Source organism: Paenibacillus sp. 2TAB26 (genome assembly GCF_052115145.1).
In the GTDB taxonomy this organism is placed as follows: domain Bacteria; phylum Bacillota; class Bacilli; order Paenibacillales; family Paenibacillaceae; genus Pristimantibacillus.
The window spans coordinates 185,723-209,251 of record NZ_JBFRGC010000010.1 but is presented as its reverse complement, the minus strand read 5'-3'; the positions used below and the strand labels follow the sequence as shown (position 1 = coordinate 209,251).

The following is a 23,529-nucleotide window of genomic DNA, read 5'->3' as shown; positions in this document are numbered from 1 at the left end:
CTAACTGGTGAGGCGACGAGATCAGTCCACATGATTAAACCTCGCTAAATATTCTGTAGGTGTTTGATGATAATATTTTTTGAACATCCGACTGAAATAAAGCTGGTCTTGAAATCCCACTAGGCTTGAAATTTGCTGAATGTTTAGGCTGGTTTGCCTCATAAGATCGCAAGCCTTCTGTAATCTGAATTTAAGGATGTATTGCAGTGGAGTTGCTGCTGTGATGATTTTGAATAGAGTTGTATAGCGATCGCTACTGAGGTGGGACATTTCGGCAAGATTCTTCACATAAATCTCTTCCGCATAGTGATTATGGATATATTTTATTGATTGATAGATCTCATCCCTGATCCTGGTGGATTTGATGGTATCTCCACAGTTAAGATGTCGTGAAATGTTTGAAAACAAGTAGGAAAGCTTCGAAGAGGAAGCAAGCACATAGCCCGCTTTTTTATCACGCAATTCGTCCATCATATCTCCGAACAGAGCGGCAATCTTGTCATCTTGCCCTATAAAACCACTGTTTTGTTCAGAAAGGCCTGCTTGATCAAGCAGTTCCTCAACCCCATAGCCAGTGAAATGCACCCAATAAGCTAAAAACTCTTTTTCAATACTATGACCGTAGTGCTGCTCTTCAAAAGGACGATACAAGAAAAAGCTCCCTGGCTGCAGGGTCACCTCTTGTCCTTTTATATATATTTTCATTGGACCTACAAGATTATAAGACAGGTAAAAGTCCTTGCGACCTGCCTTTCTGTGGGTCATGCGAGTAAACGATTCAAATGAATAATAACCCACTGAATTTATTATCAAATGATGGCTTAGATCGCTACAGCCTTGATCATCATCATCTGGCACTCTATATAAATTTGTAAACCTCATTCCCGCACCACTTTCATAATTGCTTGGTCATATCTTAACACAAATACGTGAAAAATCCATATTATCACGGAAAATATGTATACGGTTCCAGCCCCGTTCAAGGGTACACTTGACTGGTAAGAATAACGGAGGGGGGACATTGAAATGAATATTTTTTTGGGCTTAGAGTATGAGAGCTATAAATATGTGTTTGGGATCTTGAACAATTTCACATTGCCTTTTGACGAGAATAAAACAATTTCTCTGACGTGTGGCAGGAATGATCGGGCAGCTGTACAGCTCCTTGTTTATTCAGAGCAGGAAATGCTGGTTAGTATAAATGAGGAGGCTTGCTTCTATGAGCGGGGGCCAATTGAGATTGCACGAGTGAGTGTTGAGGTGCCGGGTTTAGAGCGGGGGCGAGTCAAAGCCAATCTTATTGGGCTTGTAGAGGATGACGATCGGCAATTGAAAGCAGATATGATTATGCAGCAATCCTCTATCTATGTCGAGAAAAGAAGAGTGCAGCCGGTATGGGTTGAGGTAGTGTTCGATCAGGATGTCGAGCCTGGTGTTTATACCCCGCAAATAAGTGTATATCAGCATAGCATGTTCGAGGATGAGAGGCTGATACGCACATTAACATTCGAGGTAAAGGTGATGGATGTCGAGCTGCGCAAGCCAGCAGACTATGAGTTTTATCTGGATTTGTGGCAGCATAATTCCAATATCGCTCGAAAATACGATGTGGAGCTTTGGAGTGATTCTCATTTTGCTATTATGGAAAGCTATATTTCCTCCTTAGCTGATCTTGGGCAAAAGGCCATTACCGTCATTGTCTCCGAAATCCCTTGGTCTGGACAGTCCTCCTGCTACGATCGGATTGATCCTGCGAATATGTTTGAATACAATATTGTAAGAGTGACCCAGTTAAAGAATCAAGAGTGGATATTCGATTTCAGTGCATTAAACAGATATGTTGAGTTGTGCATGAAATATGGAATTAAGCAAGAAATTGAAATATTCGGATTACTGAATATTTGGGTGCTTGAGGATGCAGGTTATGGTGGCGTTATCAAAGACCATGGAGATGCCGTTCGAATCAGATATTACGAAGAGAGCAGTCATACTTATAAATATATGAAGGAGAAGCGGCAGTTTGAGCTTTACGTTGTTGCGTTGGAGAAAAACTTTATTGAAAAAGGCTGGATAAATATTGTAAGAGTGCTCGCAGATGAACCGGCGGATATCGCCGTTTTCACTCAGCGGCTAAATGCACTTAAAGCTATGGCACCTTCCTTCCAATATAAGGCAGCTGTTGGGCATGCTGATTTTATCGAGCAGGGAATAGAAGGAATGGTGGATTATGTGCCTGTGATTGATTGTATGGCTCATGACTATGATCAAATTATGAAGCTAAAGCAAGGAATAAAAGGTAAAATGCTTTACTATGTCGCCTGTATGCCTCAATATCCCAATACGTTCATAACCTCTCATTTACTAGAGAGTAGACTCATTCCTTGGCTCGCTTGGTATTGGAATGTGGATGGCTTCTTACGCTGGAATTATACGGTATGGCCTAACGATCCCTTAAATCGAATCACCTATCATGGTCCGTTTTTCCCTGCTGGGGATACGAATTTTGTATACCCAGGCCGCGATGGTAAGCCGATGCTAACGCTCCGTTATAAGCTGCTGCAAAAGGGAATTCGCGATTTTGAAATTATTAAAGGTTATATCGATCAAGGAGGAGATAGAGAAAAGCTGATGCAAAAAATGCAGAAGCTATTCTTATGGAGTGATATTAAGGAAGTACATCCGAATGCAAGGAAGAAAAGAGAAGAGCTATTCTCATTAGAAAATCATGAGTATGATCATATTATTGGAGAAATTCTCGAAGAAATGGCTGGCGGGCAATAGTTGATCAAATAGAAGAGGGTGTCTTAAAAGTCATTTATGATGATTTTTGGGACACCCTCTTCGCGGATTTGTGCAAAAGAAACGTGGAAAAGGGAAAGCATTAGCTAAAGAGCCATGCCACAATAAAGAGTAGCAAGCGATTTAACAAATAAGGAGGTAAGCAGTATGGAGCGTTTGGCATTCAGCACACTGCCTTGCGAGGGCTGGTCTATGGACGAAATGATTGCCTTGGCGCATACATGTGGCTTTAGCGGAATCGAACTCAGAGAAGGCGCGATGTGGGGAATTACTACCGAGATGACGGCAAATGAGCGGACTTCGACGCTGCAGAAATTTGAGCAGGCTGACATCAGTATAACCAATATCGGCTCGGGTGTCTGTTTTACAGGCAATGCCGGGGATACGGAGCAATTCAATAGTTTTGTAAAAATCATTCAGCTTGCTAATGATTTGAAGGCTGGTGGAGTACGAATATTTCTTGGTTATTTCAATAACCGCAGAGACAGTTCGGTTCCAGCTATTCCATATCCTCAGCTTGTTGCTCAGATCAAGAAGGCATGCGACTACGCAGCTGATTATGGTGTCCAGGTCTGGATTGAAACACATAATGAATTTGCAACTGGACGTTTGCTGCGCAAGCTGCTAGACGACGTGGATAGGCCGAATTGTGCGGTTATTTATGATATTATCCATCCGTTAGAGGAAGCTGAGCTGCCTTCAGACACAATTGCTTTACTCGGATCGCAGTGTGTTCATGTACACATAAAGGATGGCATTCCGTTTGATGATCCGATGGAGCTTAGCTGGAAATATACAAAAGTTGCTGAAGGGGAGGTGCCGATTGCTTCAATAATAGATCAGCTTGAGCAAGCAGGCTACAACGGCTATTACTCGCTGGAATGGGAAAGCACATGGCGGACGGAGCTGCAGGTTGCTGGTATGGAGCCTACAGTCATTTTTCCTGCCTATGTTGAATTTATGCGTGAGATTTTCCATACTCGAATGAAATGAGGAATGCTTCGTGAAAACATTAATTGCAATTGCTGATGCTGAGTTGCGTGAATTATTTTGGCAGGAGGCCACTATAAATAAGCTTTCCAGCTTTTCTAAGGTTGATTTTATTACAATGGGTGAGAAATTCACGAGTGATGACTTGGCTGAACGAATCGGTGATTACGATGCTTGTATTACAACATGGGGTTCACCGCTCTTTACCCCTGAGGTGCTTAAGCAAGCTGAGAAGCTGAAGTTTATCGGCCATGGAGCAGGCAGTGTTGCATCAATCGTCAATGAAGATGTGTTTAATACTTCAATTGCCGTGACATCGGCCAATACCGTGCTTGGACTTTCGACTGCGGAGTGTGCAGTCTCACTTATATTAGCTGGAGCGTGGAATCATATGGGGTTCAGCGCTATGCTCAAGCAGGGGCAGTGGAGCAACAACAGCCGTGATACAACGCTTGGTGTAACACGAAGAGTCATCGGCTTGATTGGCTACGGCGAAATTTCCAAACATGTGATTCGGATGCTGAAGCCCTTTCATGCAACAATCCTCCTAAACTCCAGCTACTGTTCACCAGAGGAAGCGGCCGCTCAAGGCGTCGAGCTTTGCGAGCTCAACGAGCTGTTCGAGCGAAGTGACATCGTTTCGATGCATAATACGTGGACACCTCGCACGCAAGGGATGATCGGCGCGGAGCAGTTGAAGAAGCTGCACGACGGAGCACACTTCGTCAATACGRCACGTGGTCCTATCGTCAAGGAGCAGGCACTGGTGGAAGAACTCCGTACGGGACGTATTTATGCTGCCCTTGATGTTTACGATCGTGAGCCGCTGGCTGCGAATCATGAGCTGCTGTCGATGCCGAATGTCCTCTGTTTACCGCACATTGGCGGATTCCACGGACTACTGAAGCGCGAGCTTTGCGATTTTATTGTCGATGAGCTGCACCGTTTTGTGCAGGGGGAAACCTTAATCGGTAAAGTCACTCTTAATCAATACCGCAGGCTGACTCCTTGGTGAGGTGATCTGGTGAATGACGAGGTTTAATATAAGAATAGAAGTAAGAAGCAAAAAACAGACGATGATAAAAAATCGTCTGTTTTTTTGTTGCTATAGCCTAGATTTCTTCACAGTTGCGAAGCATTCTGTGTTCAATAATCGAAGGATTTTCCAGTGGCAGTCTGTATTCTGATTCATCAAATTTATCAAACTTTCATTAATTTTATGGTTTTCATACAAATGATGAAGGACTAAGAATAACAGCGATATTCATGTTCTAATCAATCAGATATTGTGAGGGAAAGGAGTGAGATTTCACATATGAACACAGTCAAACAGCCTTTGCATCGGTTAAATCAGAGATTGGTTGATGACATTGAACAGGCTGCATCATCGGGAAAAATGATCTATCATCAACCGGCTTACATGAAAGTTCAACTCAGGCTGGAGAATAGGAGCATAGTGCCAATATGAAACAATCCAATGGATCACCTTTACTAGCCGTTGCAGTTCCTAAGCATCCAGTGCCTCTCAGAGCAAAGAAGCTGAAGGACAGACTGTGGAGAGAACGTTATTTATTTCTATTACTAATGCCGGGTCTGCTTTATTTTATCGTATACCGATACATCCCGATGCTTGGCAATATCATTGCCTTTCAGGACTTTAGCCCGTTTCGCGGTTTTCTGAACAGTGAGTGGGTAGGGTTTCAGCATTTCAAGACGATATTCAGTGATCAGGAAGTTATACGAGTATTATGGAATACGCTTTTGTTATCCTTCTTACAAATTGGTTTTGCTTTTCCCGTTCCTATCATTCTGGCGATTATGCTAAATGAGATCAAAAATGAGCGGTATAAGCGTATCATACAGTCCATTGTGTATTTACCGCATTTCTTATCCTGGGTTGTCGTAATCGGAATTGTGACCATATTCCTCAAGAATGAGGGCATCGTTAACCGCATCCTTCACCCTCTGCTTGGCATAGAACCGATCTCATTCCTCCAACAACCTGGATGGTTCATGCCCTTGGTTATATTAGAAGTCATCTGGAAAGAGGCTGGTTGGGGAACGATTATATTCCTAGCCGCCCTGTCTGGTATTAATCCGAGCTTATATGAAGCAGCGGTTGTGGATGGAGCGAACAGATGGCGGCAGATCTGGCATATTACGTTGCCTGCATTACGCAGCACAATCGTCATTTTGTTTATCCTTCGTCTAGGCACTGTGCTCGATTCAGGCTTTGAACAGATCTTCCTGATGCTAAATCCTTTTACCATGGATGTTGGGAATGTGCTCGATACGTATGTATATTTCAAAGGTATTCAAAATGCGGACTTTAGCTTCGGAACGGCAGTTGGTTTATTTAAGAGTCTAATTGGATTAATTCTAATCCTTGTTGCGAACCGGTTAGCTAAGAAGTACGGAGAAGAAGGCGTGTTCTAATCGATTTTAATGTATTTACCGAAGATCAAAAGGTAGGTGTCGATCTATGATTAATCAGAAATCTATGTCAGGGCGATTGGTAGACATTATAAATATCATTTTGCTGGGCTTATTAGCATTAATAATGCTCTTCCCATTTTACTACATCTTTACTATCTCTTTCACTTCCTACGAGGAGTATAAGCTGAGCGAACTAATTCTATGGCCGGAAAAATGGGTTACCGATGCGTACACCTACATTCTGAATTCCAAAGAGTTTATTCATTCAATTGGTGTAACCATTTATGTGACTGCAGTTGGAAGCTTTGCCAATATCATTTTGACTGCAACGATGGCCTATGCTATAACTCGTAACATATGGGGACAGAAGGTATTTTTGTTTCTGGTACTCTTTACTTTTATATTCAATGCAGGAATGATTCCAACCTATTTGATCGTCAAAGCTACAGGTCTAATTAATAGCTATTGGGCCTTAATTATTCCTGGTGCCATTAATTCATTTAACCTGATTGTCATTCGCCAGTTCATACTGAGCATTCCGGGCGAATTAAACGAGGCTGCCTTAATTGACGGTGCGAATGACCTGCAGATTTTCACAAGAATCGTATTGCCATTATCCAAGCCAGCGCTTGCTGCTTTCGGATTGTTCTATGCAGTAGGACATTGGAACACCTATTTTAATGCGATCCTGTATTTGAATGAGCCTTCCAAATGGACTGTACAGGTTATATTGAGGCAAATTGTAATACTTAACGATACGACGAATTCTCTTGCTTCAGCTGCTCGAGATGCAGCGAGATCGGGCCACCTGCCACCTGGGGAAACGATTGGAATGGCGGCTATTTTATTAGCCACTCTGCCTATCTTAGTAGTATATCCCTTTCTGCAAAAGCATTTTGCGAAAGGGGTGATGCTCGGTTCCGTTAAAGGCTGATCGTTTCTAGATGGACAGAACCTGTAGGGCGTCGAAGGGAATAGGTAACAAATATACTAGGAGGGTTAATACAAAATGAAAAAGACACTCAAAATGGGGCTTGTTGTATGTTTGGCTGCAAGCTTGGCCGCATGTTCAACGGGTAATAAAAAGCCAGAATCTAGCGCAACAACGACTGATTCACCCGCACCAAGCAGCGAAGCACCAAAGACGATCACCATTTCTTCTATAGAAGGGACATGGCAGATTCCATTGAGTGCTACAGGTGAAGGTCTGAAGAAGCTCAACGAGAAATTCAATGTGGAATACAAGCCGCAGTTTGTCCCCTACGATGAATATGGAACCAAATTGCCGGTTGTTATGGCTGCCGGAGATTTGACGGATATTATCGGAATGGAAAGTGCGGATGCCAACTTTTTTAAATGGGTGAAGCAAGGCGCTTTCCTTCCGCTGAATGACTATATTGACAAGTATCCGTCGTTAAAACTTGTACCGAAAAATGTATGGGATGCTGTTACCGTTGATGGCAAAATTTATGCGATTCCGCAATACTTCCCTGCGAAATATAGCAAGAAACCTGTGATTCGCCAAGACTGGCTGGATAATCTCAATCTTAAGATGCCGACAACCTATGATGAGTTGAAGGCAGTGGCGATTGCATTCACGAAGAATGACCCCGACAAGAATGGAAAAAACGATACTTACGGAATCGCATTATCCAAGCAAATCGTATATGGCGCTCAAATGGGTGCTCAGTGGGATACAGGATGGTATAACAAGAACGAGCAAGGGCAATTAATTCCAGGTATCATTTCTGAAGGGTTCAAGGAGCAGACTCAATTGCTCGCGGATTTGTATAAAGAAGGAGCGATTCACAAGGATTGGGCTGTCTCTAAAAATACGGATATCCGTGCAGACTTCTATGCTGGGAAATATGGGATATGGTATGAACAGCCTATGGGAGTTGACCAAGTTTTGTTCGAGAGTATGAAGGAACAGATGCCTTCGGCTGAGATTACCGTTATTCCGGCTTTTAAACAAGCGGATGGCGAGCAGGGGTTCACATCGCTTCCCGGTTATTATACGCTGACGATGTTGAATGCTAAGATTCAAAGCGATCCGGATAAAATTGATCGGATTTTGCAAATGCAAGATTACTTCCGCACATTCATACCTGTTGACAATCGTAACCCGCAAAATCCTGACTTCGACTGGTCAAACGGCGGCGAAGGCGTGGGTTATCAGATGGTGGATGGCGTTATGGCTTATGACGCAGCGTTATATGATAAACGGCCTAGCAGTTATTTTAGTGGTGTAGCAGGCTGGGCACCAAACGATGAAGCAAACGAGCCTGGGAAACAAGTGACCGATCCATTTATCCAGAGGTTCGTAAATTCAACTGTAGAATTGTTAAAGAATACTAAATTCTATATCAATCCTTTAGACCGCATTCATTCCGAAGTTCTCACGGCAAAAGAATCGGAGTTGAACCTGATTGCTCAGGAATGGCAAACGAAGATGATCGTGGGTCAGGAGCCTGTTACTAACTGGAGCAAAATGGTTGACGAATATATGAAAAAGGGCGGTAAAGAAATGATTGACGATGTAAATAAAATTTTAGATTCATCAGGTATTAAGGGAGAATGGAAATAAGTATTTAATGTGTAGAGAAAAGGCCCGTACACGTCAAGATAGACCGTATGGGCCTTTGTAATAGCAAGGTACATGCTTATTTAATAAACTGATAGTTGATCAACGAAGCGCGTATTCACGATTAAATGTATACGCTTACAATAATATGCGATTACCTATTATCAATCGTTTTTTATTCAAGCCGAATCTAGCTATATATGGTATGCGAGGAGTAATGTCTAACAGCTTTTATTATTTTTTGAAAAGGGGTTAGTTAAATGTTCAAACTTAGGTGGCGGTCAAGCTTACAGCTTTTCTTGTCCTTTCTCATGGTTTTTTCCATTTCCAACGGTTTATTAAGCAATCAGGAGGTTCAAGCGGTTGCGGACTCATTAGCAACCGAAGCGGTAAACTTAGTGGAAAATCCAGGCTTTGAATCCGGAGATGCGGGCTGGGATTTTTGGGATGCTGCCTCCTCCGTTGTCAGTAACAATTCCCACAGTGGTACGAACAGTGTAAGGGTAAATGCCGGAGATACAGGTTTTGCCCAGATGATTACCACGGGTGTTGAAGAGAATGAAACCTACTATTTTGAAGTCTATGGAAAGGTTGAAGGCGGACAAGAAGGTCTCATTTTTGTTACTTGCCGTGATATAAATAATCAGGAACTCCAGACAACTTCCATACCAAAATTCACAACTGCATCGACAGACTATAAGCTGCGATCTAAAACATTCACTGCTCCGCTGGGTACAGAGAAGATTGTCATCTGGACATGGACAAATAATACAACTGGTAATTATTACTTAGATGATTTTGTGCTAAGAAAACATAGCGGTACAATACCAATTGATAATCCATACCCGGCTCCTCCTGTGCTGCCGCCAGCCGAACATCCGCGCCTGTTCGTTAGGGCAAGTGATCTAGATGAAATTCGCAGTCACCTAGCGCAATCTGAAGTCAAGGATGCTTGGGAAAGGATGCTGGATGCTGCAAGGCAAAGCTATACCGGAATACTTTCAGCTCCAATTTCAGGAAAGAATAATATGAACGATGCCATTATGAAGACAATCCAAGCGAAGGCCCTGTTATATTTACTGCAAGCAGACGAAACAAACGGCCAGCAAGCCGTCAGCATGATGAGCAATTATTTGGACACAGTCGCCTTCCACCGTGACGATTATCGTCCAATGGGTGAAGTTATTACTTTGGGTTCCATTGTCTATGACTGGTGTTACCCGCTGATGAGCCCGGAACAGCGATCGCATTTCATTCAGCGCTTTGTGTCTATCGCCGAAGGCATGGAGATTGGCTTTCCTCCGATTGAACAAGGAGCTGTAGTCGGACATGGCAGCGAAGCGCAGCTGATGCGTGATCAGTTAAGTGTTGGTATTGCGGTTTATGACGAGAATCCAGCTATATATAACATAGTAGCTGGACGGTTCTTCGCTGAGTATGTGAAGCCGCGTAATTATGTATACGCTTCTAATGCTCAGCATCAGGGTGATTCCTATGGACCTTATCGCTATCAATGGGATGTGTTTGCCTCATGGATATTCAAGCGGATGGGTGCTGGCAATGTATTTAATTCCGATCAACAGATGACCCCCTATGAATGGATTTATGCACGTCGTCCCGATGGGCAGCTCATGCGTAACGGTGACACCTTTCAATCGCAACGGCCACTTGGAGAATATTGGTCCGAGCCTATGCCTAATATGCTGCCTGCCAGCTACTATAATGATCCTTATTTGAAGCATGAATTTCTTAGGCAAGATAGCTACAACAAATCATCCAAGGATGATCTTTGGCTTATATTATTTGATGACCCTCAGCTAGCGACAATGAATGAACAAACGTTTCCGCTCACCAAATATTTTCCCGAACCTTCTGGTCAGATGACTGCTCGTACGAGCTGGACAGGCGGCATACAGTCTTCTACCGTCGTTGCGACGATGAAGGTTGGCACCACCTTATTCACGAACCACCAGCATATGGATGCTGGACAATTCCAGCTGTATTACAAAGGCGGTTTGGCCATTGATTCGGGTATTTATGAAGGTGTGAATGGGGGATACTTTGAACCCCACGATCTTAATTACAATAAACGTACGATTGCCCATAATACGATGTTAGTCTATGACCCTGACGAAACGTTCCCGGCAGGTTCGAATGATGGCGGTCAGCGCTTTCTATATGAAGAACCTGCTACGATGACAGATTTGCTTAATCCCTCGAATAATTATGAAGTTGCTGACGTCGTCAAACATCAGTTTGGTCCGGATGCAATTACACCGGATTACAGCTACATCAAGGGAGATCTGACTAAGGCTTATACGTCCAAAATGGAGGATTTTAAACGTTCTTTTGTGTTTCTTAACTTGAAGAATGATGAACATCCCGCTGCATTGATTGTATTCGATAAGGTAACTTCTGCGGATGCTAGCTTCAAGAAAACTTGGTTGCTGCATAGCGAGAACGAACCTGATATATCCGGCGATACAGTCACCCTTGAACGAACAGAGAATGGCTATAATGGCAAATTGGTCAATCGCACTTTGCTGCCCGCTAGCAATAATGCTGAAATCACCAAGATTGGCGGACCAGGCAAAGAATTTATTGTCGATGGTGTCAATTATCCGCAAGAACCCTGGTCCGAGGATAGCACAGAAGCGGGTTCCTGGCGCGTGGAAGTTTCTCCGAAGGATAACGCCGAGACAGATGTCTTCTTAAATGTTATGCAAGTGATGGATGCTGTTAACGGACCTCAGCCGCTCGCTACGGAATCGATCGTTTCGAATGAGATGGTTGGTGTAAAGATTGAAGATCGGGCTGTGCTTTTTTCTAAAACGGGTGTTGATATAACGAACACAGCGAGCTTCGAACTGCCAGTATCGAACAAAGATGTCCGTGTATTGATAACTGATCTAAGCACTGGCTATTGGACGGTAACTAAAGCTGGGGAAACATCTTCAGTCGAATATGAAGTAACGCCTGATGAGGGTACGTTATATTTTGCAGCCGATACCGGAGGTACGTATACCTTACACCATTCTCCTACAAGAACTTTATCCGTACCAGTAGCGCTTGCAACCTTACCGGTACAAGCTGAGAAGGATGCCGTCGTTATGCAAGTTAATGGCGTTGACTTCGCTTTTAATTCAGAGCTGGGCATAAGTGACAGTCAGGTGATCATTCCTTATAAACGGCTGGCTGCTGAGCTTGGTCTGACAACCAATCTGCAAGGATCGACTTTGACAATGAGTCGCCGAGGAACAACGGTTGTGATGACCATTTCTAGCAATGCGATCACCATCAATGGTCAACCCGCAACCCTACAAACACCGGTAACCCTAAGAAATGAAATCGTTTATATTCCGCTTGAGGTCGCCTCTATAGCCAAATGGGCCATGGTCAAGTGGGATGAATTTTCTCGAAAAGCGAAAGTGTCTTCGATTCAACCGAGCACCGAATATAAAGTAGTCGAAATTGATTCCAGTACGACCGCAGATGTTGCCTTACAAGCAGCTGATGGCGATCTGAACACCGTATGGACGGAGAGTGTACCAGGTGCTTACTTGGTCTATGATCTCGGTGAAACTCGGAAGTTCGATCATGTCGATCTCGCCTGGCTCAATGGGCAAGATCGTTACTATCAATACCAGCTGTTAACATCACCAGATGGCAGCGATTGGACATCCATATATACTGGGGAGAGCTTAGGAAGCGATGATACCTATGAAGCGACGTATTTTGCCCCTGCATCAGCTAGATTCGTTAAGCTAATTGGGAACGGATATCGCTCAGATCTGGGAGGCAGCGGTGAAGTATCACTCAAAGAGATGCGCATTGCTACGCCATATTACAAGGTTGAAGCTGTAAGGTCCTCTAGAGGCAAGGGAGAAGAGGTTATTGACGGCAATTTGGGAACGATGTGGACGGGCGAAGACAAGGGGGCATGGATCGAATTTGATCTGGGCGCATCCTACATGGTGGCAGGACTAGGTAGTTCCTGGTACGAAGGAGAAAAGCATTATTTCGATGTGTTGGTCTCAGATGATCAAAAGCAATGGACGACTGTGTTCCAAGGCTATAACAGCGGAACCACGAGAGGCTTGGAGGATATCTTCTTTACACCGATCGGAGCAAGGTATGTTCGGGTAGTTGGGATAGGTAATTGGAATTCAATATGGGAAGCAGTCTTGCACAAACCGACAGCAACACCAACACCAACAGCAACACCGACAGCAACACCGACGGCAACGCCCACAGCAACGCCGACACCAACACCAACAGCAACACCGACAGCAACACCGACGGCAACGCCCACAGCAACGCCGACAGCAGCACCAACAGCAGCACCAACAGCAACAATGACAGCAACATCGGCGCCAACACCAACGCCAACGGCTTTGCCGTTCTACAACGAAAAGGTAAGTCTGGAAGTGGTTAAGGCGTTAGCGGAAAAGGCGAATTCTGTACAGTCCGTTACATTCAAGGATGTACCTAAGGGTGCTTCATTTGGAAAAGCAGTCGAGCTTGCAACTAAGCTTGGAATCGTAAAGGGGGATGCAGACGGTTTGTTCCGTGCTAACGCTTCTGTAACTAGGGCAGAATTTGCTGCTATGTTAGTAAGGGCACTTGGTTTAGAAGGCACAGGCAGCTCAAACTATAAAGATGCCCAGGGGCATTGGGCAAAAAACGAAATCATGACACTAAAATCAAGCGGTATTATTAACGGTTATGTGGACGGTACATTTAAGCCGAATCAAAGCATCACTAGAGCAGAAATGGTTTCCATGCTTTCCAAAGTATTAAATACGACCTCAATTCCAAAGCCATCTAAGTTCAATGATGTTTCTGGCAGCTGGGCGGAGAATGCAATTGATGCATTATTCGAAAGGGGTATCGTGATGGGTAATGCTGACGGGTCATTCAAGCCTCAAGCTAATGCTACCCGACTAGAGTCCCTGCTAATGATCATGCGTATGCTTAATATTAGTCTTGGTTTATCGCTTGATATAGAATAGTAATTTCTTAATTATGCTACAGATGCGGTAGGTACTGATAAAACAGTGGCTACCGCATCGTCCCACAAGAATCTGTCCTACTTCATTTAGAGGGAGCTGCAAATGAAAACAAGTAAGCAAGATAACAACCTAATGCCTCCATTTTCTTCTGAAAAATGGAAGTCGTGGACACCTAGACCGGAAATAGCGCCGATATTTGATAGAAGATTAGAAAATAAGGAGACGTTGCTTGTCATATCTTCTTTAGACTCCTTTCATGCTTACGGTGCTTGGAATTGTGAAATCAATGACGTACTTGAGGGTACTTCTTATGAAATCATGGCTGAATATGAAACGAAGCAGATCGATTATGAATCTGTATCCGTAAATATGATTGTGACTTGGATGGATAAATCAGGAAAGTGGTTGGGAAGAGAATATGTGGATACTTACGAGGATACGGAGGATGGTCCTACAAAACTAAAGAAGAGATTGGATTCCCCAGCAGGCTCAGGAGCGGTGAAGATTGAGCTTGAATTTCGTTGGTCAAAAGGCAGCTCCGTTACTTTCAGGCAAGCATCACTTAATCTGGTTGAGCCAGCTAGGTCACGTAAGGTTAAGCTGGTGACTACCTATGTGAATCCATATGGCGAGCATAGATCGGATCTTTCCGCGAATTTACAGGAACTGCTGGATACGCTTGAGCTTGCAGGACACGAACAACCAGATTTGGTTTGTCTATCTGAGACCTTATATGATCGCTCTTCTGGTTATAGCGTACAGGAGATTGCACAACCCCTTGATGGTGAATTAGTGAAAGCCATTTGTCAAAAAGCGAAAGAAATCCGTTCATATGTTGTATTTAATCTTTATGAAAAGGATGGGCTATGCTTTTATAATACAAGCCTATTAATTAATCGCAGCGGAGAAGTTGCTGGTATATATCGCAAGGTTCATCTTCCCTTGTTTGAGGCCCAGGACGGTGTATCACCAGGAAGTGATTATCCGGTTTTCGATACGGATTTCGGTAGGATTGGCCTTTTGATTTGTTGGGATCAGAGTTTTGTGGAGTCTGCTCGGTGTCTTAGGATGAAAGGCGCGGAAATTCTCTGTATTTCTACGGCAGGTGAAGCGAAAATCCAACAAATCGCTCGTGCGGTTGATAATGGCATGTATGTCGTAGTTGCTGGAATTAATGGTGATATAATAGATGGCGGCTTTGGCAATTGGATCGGTGACCCAGGGAGTAAGCCAAGCCGAATTATTAACCCTAATGGAGAAATTTTAGGTGAAATCGGTCCAGAAGATTCTAAAGTGTTAGGCCTGGAAATCGATTTAAATGCTAAATTCATGGAGTATTGGATGTCGGTAGGGCCAACTTTTGGTGATAAACGCAACTTGTTTGCTCGTGAAAGGAGACCGGATACTTATTAGAATCGTCAGCTATTAATGGCGAGTGGAAACAAATATTAATAGCGTATAACAAAAGTCCGCACACGAGAGCTTGACGGTGTACGGGCTTTTGTATTGCTTTTTTAAACGCTTAATGCAACTTGCTTTTACGGAATTCGCTTGGGGTGAAGCCTGTGAGCTTTTTAAACATACGATTGAAGGAATTAATGTTCTGGTAGCCTGCGGACTGCGCAGCATCTTGGATACGAATGTCTGGCTTAAGCAGCAATACTTTGGCTTTATTGATTCGAACTGAATTTACATAATCTACAAAGTAATCGCCCGTTTTTTCTTTAAAATACGTAGACAAGTAGCTGCGAGAGATATTAAGCTTATCCGCTATAGCATCCAAAGTAATTTCCTTGTCATAGTTTTTTTCAAGGTATTCATAAACGAAGTCAATAATATGGTCTCGCTTATCTTTGAGCTCCTTAACAAGAAAAGCGGAGCTCTGAATCATCGAGGACATTATGGTGTCAAGCTGCTCATAGGTGTAACAAATTTGTAATTCAGTGAGAGCATGGCGCACGGTAGCAGGGTCGATATTGCGCTGCTGAAGAATCTTCTGTGTTCGATGCATGATCGATTCGGCGAATTGAAGGACACTCAATGCACTTTCATTGCGCTTTTTCATTCTTCCAAGCACTCGTCTTACCAGTTGGATCACATCGGTGTCATTTCCGCTGTAAAGATTCGCATCTAGTTCTTCTTCTTGAGCTTGTGATAATTGAATATCCTCGTCTTGCCGCTCTATATCGACAACAATTTGAGTCTCATCATCGAACTTTCTCTTTTTAAGCTGCTCTAGGCCGGTTTGATAAGCCTCATTCCAATCCTCTATGCCACCTGAAGCTGTAATCGTCAGGAAGCAATATTTTCTCTCGGCTTCTAGCACATGATTGATTTGTTCAAGTGTAAGCCTTATGTTCGGATCGGTCATCTCTGTGAATACAATCGATAGGATTTGATCTTTCTCCATTTGGAAGGTTAGGGAGTCAGGGTAGGTCTCCATAATAATTCGATTGACATATTCTCTGATGAAAGAAGTTGCTCGCTCCTCATCTACCTCTATACGATACAGCATAGACTTGTAACTTACCTTGAATAAAAGCAGCACAAATGGACGATTCGATGGAACCCAAGGGGAGCTATCTCCATTCTGATGACGAATCTTCTTCAGTTTATTGGAATAAGCGTAATATTGAAGCAGTGACTCCTTCTCAGACATATCCTGATGAATATCGCGGCTCGTTTTCAAAATATCACTTATTTTGTTATGAATAATATTGAATTCCTTGATTCCACTTATCGAAGGCTGAGTGGTGTTCCACTTCTGCATAGCATCAATAATCTGTTTAACGGGTGTATTGATGCGTACGCTAAGCAGGAAGGAGGCAATCACGCTAATGGCAATAGTAAGGATGAGTAATAATACGAATGAGAAATTCCAGCGAATCTGACTCGAGATCGTTGTATCTGGAACCACATGAATATAGGTTAAGCCACTTTCACCTTTCATGTAGAAGTAGTAGATGCTATCTTGAATGACATAACCTGACTGATCTGTGAACTTAGGTAAAGAGACTTGCTCAGACCTTGAAGAGGTATACAATTGCTGATTGTGATCATTCAAAATATAAAATTTGTCATTAATCGTCTGGCCAAGTTCAGAGTAAATCATGTCTGCATCGGCCATAGCGATTAAATAAAAGTTCGGGAGCTGGTCATTTTTGACGATGATTGGAAGCAACATTCGTTCTCCTGCTCGGTGATTAGAAACAATCTCAGCAAACGAAGATGCAGGAAGTACTTGGAACTTGTAAGGCTGTGTAAACTGATCGTTCCAAAATGAGGCGCTGTAATCTTGACTGTTGTAATAGCGTTCAAACATGACATCCACATCAGCTCCTCGGCCTTTTTCAAGAACAAATCCGGATTCTTTATACATCATAATAATATTTTCTAAGTGTAATAATCGATTTGATAAAAAAAAGTTGAGCTTCTGCATCGTGGAAGCCGCATTTACGTAATCAATAGATTTCTCTTGTGTCCCCTGCATATCTAGAGAAAAAGTTAGAACTGAGCTATGAATCATTGCAATAAGGTTCTCATAATTTTCAGTTGTTTTTTGCATGCTGAGCGTATTGTATTTAATAATTTCATCTTTAATACTCCCCCTGTAGAAGACAACGGAAAATAAAATGAACGATACCAATAGAGAAATAATAATTAAAAAGCTGACTAGTAATCTAATGAATAAAGAGGATGTCTTATCTTTGAGCCTGAGTCGGGACAACATTCCCTTTGGGGACTTAATAACTGACATATTTCTTCACCTATCCTAGGGATTCTTCTATTAAACCTTCGTTATTATAAGCCTGATTGTGGACATCAGCACTGGTTAGATCGAAATGGAACTACTCTTTTTACTAAACCTCTATCCCAATGTACTGTAAAAGCACCTGAATAAGAGAACGCTTTCAACCGGAATATAAATCTTAGTCATGCATTTCTCCTTCATTAAATTGTTATCTATATTAAACCATTATATAGAAGCATATTAATATCATCATATTTTTAACTGTTTAACCAATTTTTAAGATTTTGTTGGATAACGCCTCAATATAACCGCAATAAGCAATTCTTTTTCAAGATGCCAGTAATTACAGAGGTTAGTAATGATCCGTTCCTCAGTTTAGCGGGAAAAGAGGTTATGAATCTAGAGTAAATACATTTTTTGAATATGATGCTTCTGGAGCTTTATACAAAGTACTTGATAATCAACAAGGTTTAATATACATCAATATCAAATTCCGGAGAGCATCCAGGTAATTATCAGGTTTCTATAAACAATAGTGAATTGCTTGAAAATTTAAGAAAACTCATCAACTATTGGGGTGTTAAAAGCAATTGGTGGGTGCAAGGAAAGAAACTTTGGCATGAGGTTGCTTATGCTATAAACGAGCTTGATTGGTCAGAGTCGATTCCCATTACAGACGATTTCATCGTTATGTAGACTAGGAAGGATCGGATGTATCAAAGGGAGGACTTATAAATAGCGTTCCATATCATAAATTAGAATTGTTGAGAGAGAAAGGACTGCTAAATAAACGTCAAAATTTTTTTAAAAAACAACATAACCCTCTAAAGTGAGGTGTAACATATTGGAACGTGAAGATGCAACTCTTCATATTATCAAAAATACGATTAACATAATGCCCAATATTATAGTTCTCCTAACCATATGTCCCTTACCCAAGCACGTGAGAATTTTACTAATTTTGGTGCAGTGAACGAATTGGCATTACAATTTCTTGAAGCAGATAGGCTTGAGTTGTATAACAAAATAAGTGAAAAGATGACTGGCCTTGAGGGATGAAACCTTCAAGGTTTTCTTTTTATCCAGACTAGTGTCGAGTAAAGCAGGCGGGAAAAACGACCCAATGGCTTGTGCTTGTCGGACTCACGCTGATGGCTTTCGCCCAATTAAGGTTTGCATTCAATGAATACAATATAAAACTTAAAATAATAAACATTCCAGACTTAGCAGCTTGGTTGCTGCTACCTGGAATGTTTATTTATCAAAATTATAAGGTTGAAATTGCTCGTGAAAGTACTTTGTATTTCTCATAGCGATCCTGATAGAGGGACGTATTAGATTCACTTGGGTAAAATATCCGCAGCGGTTTGACAAGTATGTTTACGGCTTCCTCATAAGTTTGGTAAACCCCGGAAGCTTTTCCAGCGAGAATGATGTTACCCATCGTTCCAGCTTCACTAACGTTTAATCTCTCTACAGGACAATTCATAATGTCAGCTTTAATCTGTAGCCACAGGTCGGATTTAGCCCCACCGCCTACCGCGCGCAGCGACTCAATAGGAATGCCCGCTTCCGCAAGGCATTCGAGGTTGTAGCGCATTTCATACGTAACACCTTCCATTAAGGCTCGGTACAGATGGGTGGAATCTGTATCAAATGATAATCCATAAATCGTACCCTTGGCTTCGGGATTCATGTATGGCGTACCCGATCCGGCAAAATGAGGAATCACGAGCAAATCGGTAGGTGATGTTGCAGATGTTGAATTCAAATAGTCGTAAACGTTAATGCCTAATTTGCGGGCTTCTGCTTCGGCGATTTGACCGAACTTGTCTCGGTACCACCGAATAAGGGAACCGCCAGTAAAATTGAAGGCATATGTCAAATATAAACCTTCAATGACATGCGGTGCGCAATTGAATTGATACTGGAGCATCTTCGTATTCAGAATTGGTGAAGAATAGGCAGGCGTAATACATTCCACGGTTCCGATACCGTCCACCGCATGATTGTTATGTAAAATACCTGCACCGAGAGCTGCACAGGCTTGATCATGGCCGCCGGCTACAACTAACGTTTCTGACCGGAAGCCTAGCGATTGTCTTATTTCATTGCGAATGGGGCCAATGATTTGACCAGACTGAATGAGGTCAGGAAATTTGTCTGCTTCAATTCCGGCGGCATCAAACATATCAGAGTCCCATTCTTTTTTGGACACATTAAAGGCCATCGTGCGAGAGGCCAAGGTGTAGTCTGTAACCGAAATACCCGTGAGTAAAAAAGCAATGAAATCGCCAAACGGCATGAACTTCCATACTTTTTGGTAAATCTCAGGCTGGTATTGTTTGATCCACATGACCTTCGGAAGGGAGAACATCGGATGCAGAGGGACTCCGGTAAGCTCCATCGTCCGTTCCTTACCGATTTTTTGTTCAATGATTGCAGCTTGCTCTATACCTCTTGAATCCGTATACAAAATGGCATTGCTTAATACATTTCCATCATGGTCGACGGGAACAACCGTCTCACCCAAGGAAGAAATGCTGAGGGCGTGAACAATGACGCCGGGAACAGCTAAGAGCACATCCGCGATAACCCGTCTGACGGACTCCCAGACTCGTTCTGGATTTAGCTCAAAAGCTCCTGGTTTAGGCTGTTCCAAAGGGTATTCCATATACGCGGCTGATAGAAGAGTTCCGCCCTCATCAAAGAGCGAAGCCTTACATCCAGTCGTTCCGATGTCGAGTCCCATTAGTGACAATTTATAATCCCTCCAATAATAAGTATATGTTCATTATAAACAATTTTTGTTTGTTTGTATAATAGAAATTTTGAAAATAATCTTTTAAACAAAATAGCTGAAAACTTTGATATGTAGCGATATTAATGGAATTTTGCTATTCGAAATGCTATATTCGAAAAAAACGAATTTTAATATTATAATTTCGTGGTTGCTTATTACATAGGAATTAACTATAATATGTTTGAAACGAACATTAAATAATATAGACTGATAGAAAGGTGGAAGGTAATTTGTCTAAAGTCTCCATGGGTGAAATGCTGCGGGATGCTTCTCGTAGGGGCTATGCGGTCCCATGCTTTAACGCAATAAATTTAGATATGGTTCGCGGAATCATTGAGGCCGCTGAGGATGAACAGTCGCCAGTCATCCTATGCCATGCTGAAATTCATTTTAAGTATACACCGCTCGAGCAGATTGCACCCATTATGGTAGAAGCGATGAACCGTGCCAAGGTACCGGTCAGCATCCTTCTCGATCACGGAAAGAGCTTCTCCGCGGTAACGAATGCGATGCATTTAGGCTTTAACGCAATCATGTTTGATGGTTCGGAGTATGAGTATGAAGAAAATGTTCGCAGAACCGCAGAGGTCGTGAAGATTGCTAAAACGCTTGGCGTTTCGGTGGAAGGAGAGCTCGGCTACGTAACTCGGCCAAAAAGCGGCGGGGCGGAAGGTGAAGATGATGATTCCATCATTGACGATACTTCGCTTTATACCGATCCCGAGCAGGCAAGGGAGTTTGTTGAGCGAACCGGTATTGATGCGCTTGCTGCTGCATTCGGTACTGTGCACGGCGTTTATTTGAAAAAACCAGTTTTGGATTTAATTCGCTTGGAGCGAATTCGGAATACGGCCGGTGTTCCGATTGTGATGCACGGTGGATCTGGATTGTCGGAGGAAGACTTCCATAAGTCGATCGATCACGGTGCGTCTAAAATCAATTATTACACAGGGATGGCGCTTAAGGTTGTTGACCGGGCTAAAGAACGTTTTATCCAGTCGGAAGAGAAGACGTTCTATCACGAATTCATGATGAATGTCATTCAGGACTTTAAAGAAGACGCGCAGCATATTATGCGCACGTTCCGCAGCAGCAACAAAGCGTAATCACCAATAAAACAAGTATATGGGGTGTGTCAAATATGTCCGTTACCGCTCGTTTAAATCGTTTATTTAGTGAACAAGGCAAGTGCTTTGATGTCGCGATTGATCATGGCTTTTTCAATGAATATTCATTCTTGGCCGGCATTGAGAATATGAAAGCAGCAATCGAGACCATTGTACGTGCCAATCCCGATGCGATACAGCTTAGCGTTGGTCAAGCAGAGCATCTTCAAGCTATTCCAGGCAAAGAAAAGCCTTCACTCGTGCTGCGTACAGATGTTGCTAACGTATATGGCACGAAGCTTCCTTCACACTTATTCAGTGAACTCATTCATAATCCGGTTGAACAAGCAGTTCGCCTGGACGCAGCATGTGTCGTTGTAAATCTGCTGCTTCTGCCGGGACAACCGGAGCTTCATCGTCAATGCGTGCAAAATATATCAAAGCTGAAAACGGAATGTGAGCGTTATGGCATGCCACTTATGGTTGAACCGCTCGTTATGCTTCCGAATGAGCAAAAAGGCGGCTATATGGTCGACGGTGACATTACGAAGATCGTTCCGCTTGTTCGTCAAGGTACGGAGCTTGGCGCGGATATTATCAAAGCCGATCCATGCGATAACGTAGAGGATTATCATAAGGTTGTAGAAGCGGCATCAGGCAAGCCGGTATTGCCGCGTGGCGGCGGACGGGCTTCTGACGAAGAAATATTGTCGAGAACTTACGCACTTATGCAGCAGGGAGCTTCAGGAATTGTATATGGACGCAATGTCATCCAACATAATAATCCAGAGGCGATGACTCGCGCATTTATGGCTGTAGTTCACCAAGGCGCGACGCCTGAGCAAGCATTAGCTATTTTGAAAGGAGCGTAATCGGCATGGCGAAAAAAGTCATTCGCTTCGGCGTTATCGGCTGTGGATTAATGGGAAAAGAATTTGCAAGCGCCTCAGCGCGTTGGTGCCACTTGAGCAATGTGGATTATATTCCTGAGATTACACATGTATGCGATGCGCATCTGCCTGCGACAGAATGGTTCGAGAATAACGTGCCTAGCGTGAAGAAAACCACCTCCGATTACCGCGAGCTCATTGCGGATCCGGAAGTGGATGCTGTCTACTGCGCAGTGCCGCATAACCTGCATGAGCAATTATATATAGATATCATTAAAGCTGGAAAACATTTGCTTGGTGAGAAGCCATTTGGCATCGATGCAGAAGCCAATCAGTCAATTATGAAAGCAATCGCGGAGAATCCGGACGTGATCGTTCGCTGCTCCTCTGAATTTCCATTCTTCCCGGGAGCCCAACGGATTGTCGAATGGGTTAATCAAGAAAAATTCGGACAAATTATCGAGGTTGAAGCCGGCTTCTGGCATAGCAGTGACCTCGATCCGAACAAAACGATCAATTGGAAGCGTCGTATCGGAACTAATGGTGAATACGGCTGTATGGGTGATTTGGGCATGCACGTCGCACATCTGCCGTTCCGTTTCGGTTGGAAGCCAGCTAACGTAAGGTCACTGCTTAGTAAAATCGTGCAAGAACGTCCGGATGGTAAAGGCGGCATGGCCGCTTGTGAAACATGGGATAATGCGATATTGGCATGTGACGTTAAAACAGATAAGTATAATTTCCCGATGGTGCTTTCCATGAAACGGATTGCTCCAGGTCATGCCAATACTTGGTTTATCCGCATTAACGGCACAAAAGGCTCTGCAGAGTTCACGACCAAGAACCCGAAGCAAGTCGCATTCCTTCCATACGAGCCAGGGGGCGAGCAGGCATGGCATATTTCAGATGTTCCATATAAATCAACCTATGGAACGATTACTGGAGGTATTTTCGAATTCGGCTTCTCGGACTCGATTTTACAGATGTGGGCAGCTTTCTGCGATGAGATCGCAAATGGAAAAGACAACCAATCTTCCTTCCAATGTGCGAAACCGGAAGAAGCGGCCATGAGCCATCGACTATTCACAGCGGCTTTGGAGTCAGAGAAAACAGATAATACGGTTTTGCTGAACTGGGAATAGGACTGCTTAAGGGGGA

At 43.1% G+C, this 23,529-nt stretch carries 15 protein-coding genes and 1 pseudogene; 13 read left to right on the top strand and 3 right to left on the bottom strand.

Going from position 1 to position 23,529, the window contains the following annotated elements; translation table 11 throughout:
• Positions 1–21 precede the first annotated feature (21 nt).
• A complete protein-coding gene (locus AB4Z50_RS13970) occupies positions 22–858 on the bottom strand; it encodes an AraC family transcriptional regulator (RefSeq protein WP_441879704.1) in 837 nt (278 codons plus the stop codon).
• Between the two features lie 168 nt (positions 859–1,026).
• On the opposite strand from AB4Z50_RS13970, the gene AB4Z50_RS13965 reads away from it, so the two are divergent.
• The 8 genes from AB4Z50_RS13965 (at position 1,027) to AB4Z50_RS13930 (ending at position 15,234) form a co-directional block, all read left to right on the top strand.
• Positions 1,027–2,781 carry a DUF4091 domain-containing protein gene (locus tag AB4Z50_RS13965; RefSeq protein ID WP_441879702.1) on the top strand — a complete coding sequence of 585 codons (1,755 nt, stop codon included), beginning with the start codon at positions 1,027–1,029 and terminating at the stop codon, positions 2,779–2,781.
• A 165-nt stretch (positions 2,782–2,946) separates the two neighbouring features.
• Positions 2,947–3,792 (top strand): sugar phosphate isomerase/epimerase family protein, encoded by an 846-nt coding sequence (locus AB4Z50_RS13960; RefSeq protein WP_441879700.1) that lies wholly within the window; start codon positions 2,947–2,949, stop codon positions 3,790–3,792.
• 10 nt (positions 3,793–3,802) lie between these two features.
• Positions 3,803–4,804: a hydroxyacid dehydrogenase gene (locus AB4Z50_RS13955; RefSeq protein ID WP_441879698.1), complete on the top strand. Its 1,002-nt coding sequence runs from the start codon at positions 3,803–3,805 to the stop codon at positions 4,802–4,804.
• 449 nt (positions 4,805–5,253) lie between these two features.
• Positions 5,254–6,225 carry an ABC transporter permease gene (locus AB4Z50_RS13950; protein WP_441879696.1) on the top strand — a complete coding sequence of 324 codons (972 nt, stop codon included), beginning with the start codon at positions 5,254–5,256 and terminating at the stop codon, positions 6,223–6,225.
• A gap of 46 nt (positions 6,226–6,271) precedes the next feature.
• Entirely contained in the window at positions 6,272–7,159 is an 888-nt protein-coding gene (locus tag AB4Z50_RS13945; RefSeq protein ID WP_441879694.1) for a carbohydrate ABC transporter permease, read from the top strand.
• A gap of 75 nt (positions 7,160–7,234) precedes the next feature.
• A complete protein-coding gene (locus tag AB4Z50_RS13940) occupies positions 7,235–8,812 on the top strand; it encodes an extracellular solute-binding protein (RefSeq protein WP_441879692.1) in 1,578 nt (525 codons plus the stop codon).
• Between the two features lie 308 nt (positions 8,813–9,120).
• Positions 9,121–13,821 (top strand): heparin/heparin-sulfate lyase HepB, encoded by a 4,701-nt coding sequence (gene hepB / locus AB4Z50_RS13935; protein ID WP_441879690.1) that lies wholly within the window; start codon positions 9,121–9,123, stop codon positions 13,819–13,821.
• Positions 13,822–13,923: 102 nt separating this feature from the next.
• Positions 13,924–15,234, top strand: a complete 1,311-nt coding sequence (locus AB4Z50_RS13930) for a carbon-nitrogen hydrolase family protein (RefSeq protein ID WP_441879688.1) — start codon at positions 13,924–13,926, stop codon at positions 15,232–15,234.
• A gap of 109 nt (positions 15,235–15,343) precedes the next feature.
• Here AB4Z50_RS13930 and AB4Z50_RS13925 read toward each other — a convergent pair whose 3' ends face one another.
• The gene (locus AB4Z50_RS13925; RefSeq protein ID WP_441879686.1) at positions 15,344–17,311 is read right to left on the bottom strand and encodes a helix-turn-helix domain-containing protein; all 1,968 of its coding nucleotides are present in this window, start codon (positions 17,309–17,311) and stop codon (positions 15,344–15,346) included.
• Between the two features lie 801 nt (positions 17,312–18,112).
• On the opposite strand from AB4Z50_RS13925, the gene AB4Z50_RS13920 reads away from it, so the two are divergent.
• Together AB4Z50_RS13920 and AB4Z50_RS13915 are read left to right on the top strand one after the other, a co-directional pair.
• Positions 18,113–18,268, top strand: a complete 156-nt coding sequence (locus AB4Z50_RS13920; protein ID WP_441879684.1) for a hypothetical protein — start codon at positions 18,113–18,115, stop codon at positions 18,266–18,268.
• Positions 18,269–18,481: 213 nt separating this feature from the next.
• Positions 18,482–18,631, top strand: a pseudogene (locus tag AB4Z50_RS13915) (CPCC family cysteine-rich protein); the annotation flags it as partial.
• 208 nt (positions 18,632–18,839) lie between these two features.
• Here AB4Z50_RS13915 and AB4Z50_RS13910 read toward each other — a convergent pair.
• Positions 18,840–20,324, bottom strand: coding sequence for an FGGY-family carbohydrate kinase (locus AB4Z50_RS13910; protein ID WP_441879780.1), 1,485 nt, complete (start codon positions 20,322–20,324; stop codon positions 18,840–18,842).
• A gap of 281 nt (positions 20,325–20,605) precedes the next feature.
• Here AB4Z50_RS13910 and AB4Z50_RS13905 point away from each other — a divergent pair, with 281 nt between their 5' ends.
• Genes AB4Z50_RS13905 through AB4Z50_RS13895 form a run of 3 tightly spaced genes read left to right on the top strand, consistent with a single transcriptional unit; the run spans position 20,606 to position 23,513 of the window.
• Positions 20,606–21,481: a class II fructose-bisphosphate aldolase gene (locus AB4Z50_RS13905; RefSeq protein WP_441879682.1), complete on the top strand. Its 876-nt coding sequence runs from the start codon at positions 20,606–20,608 to the stop codon at positions 21,479–21,481.
• Between the two features lie 35 nt (positions 21,482–21,516).
• Entirely contained in the window at positions 21,517–22,353 is an 837-nt protein-coding gene (locus AB4Z50_RS13900) for a class I fructose-bisphosphate aldolase (RefSeq protein WP_339208100.1), read from the top strand.
• A 5-nt stretch (positions 22,354–22,358) separates the two neighbouring features.
• On the top strand, positions 22,359–23,513 hold the full coding sequence (locus tag AB4Z50_RS13895; RefSeq protein WP_441879680.1) for a Gfo/Idh/MocA family protein: 1,155 nt from the start codon (positions 22,359–22,361) through the stop codon (positions 23,511–23,513).
• Positions 23,514–23,529 lie beyond the last annotated feature (16 nt).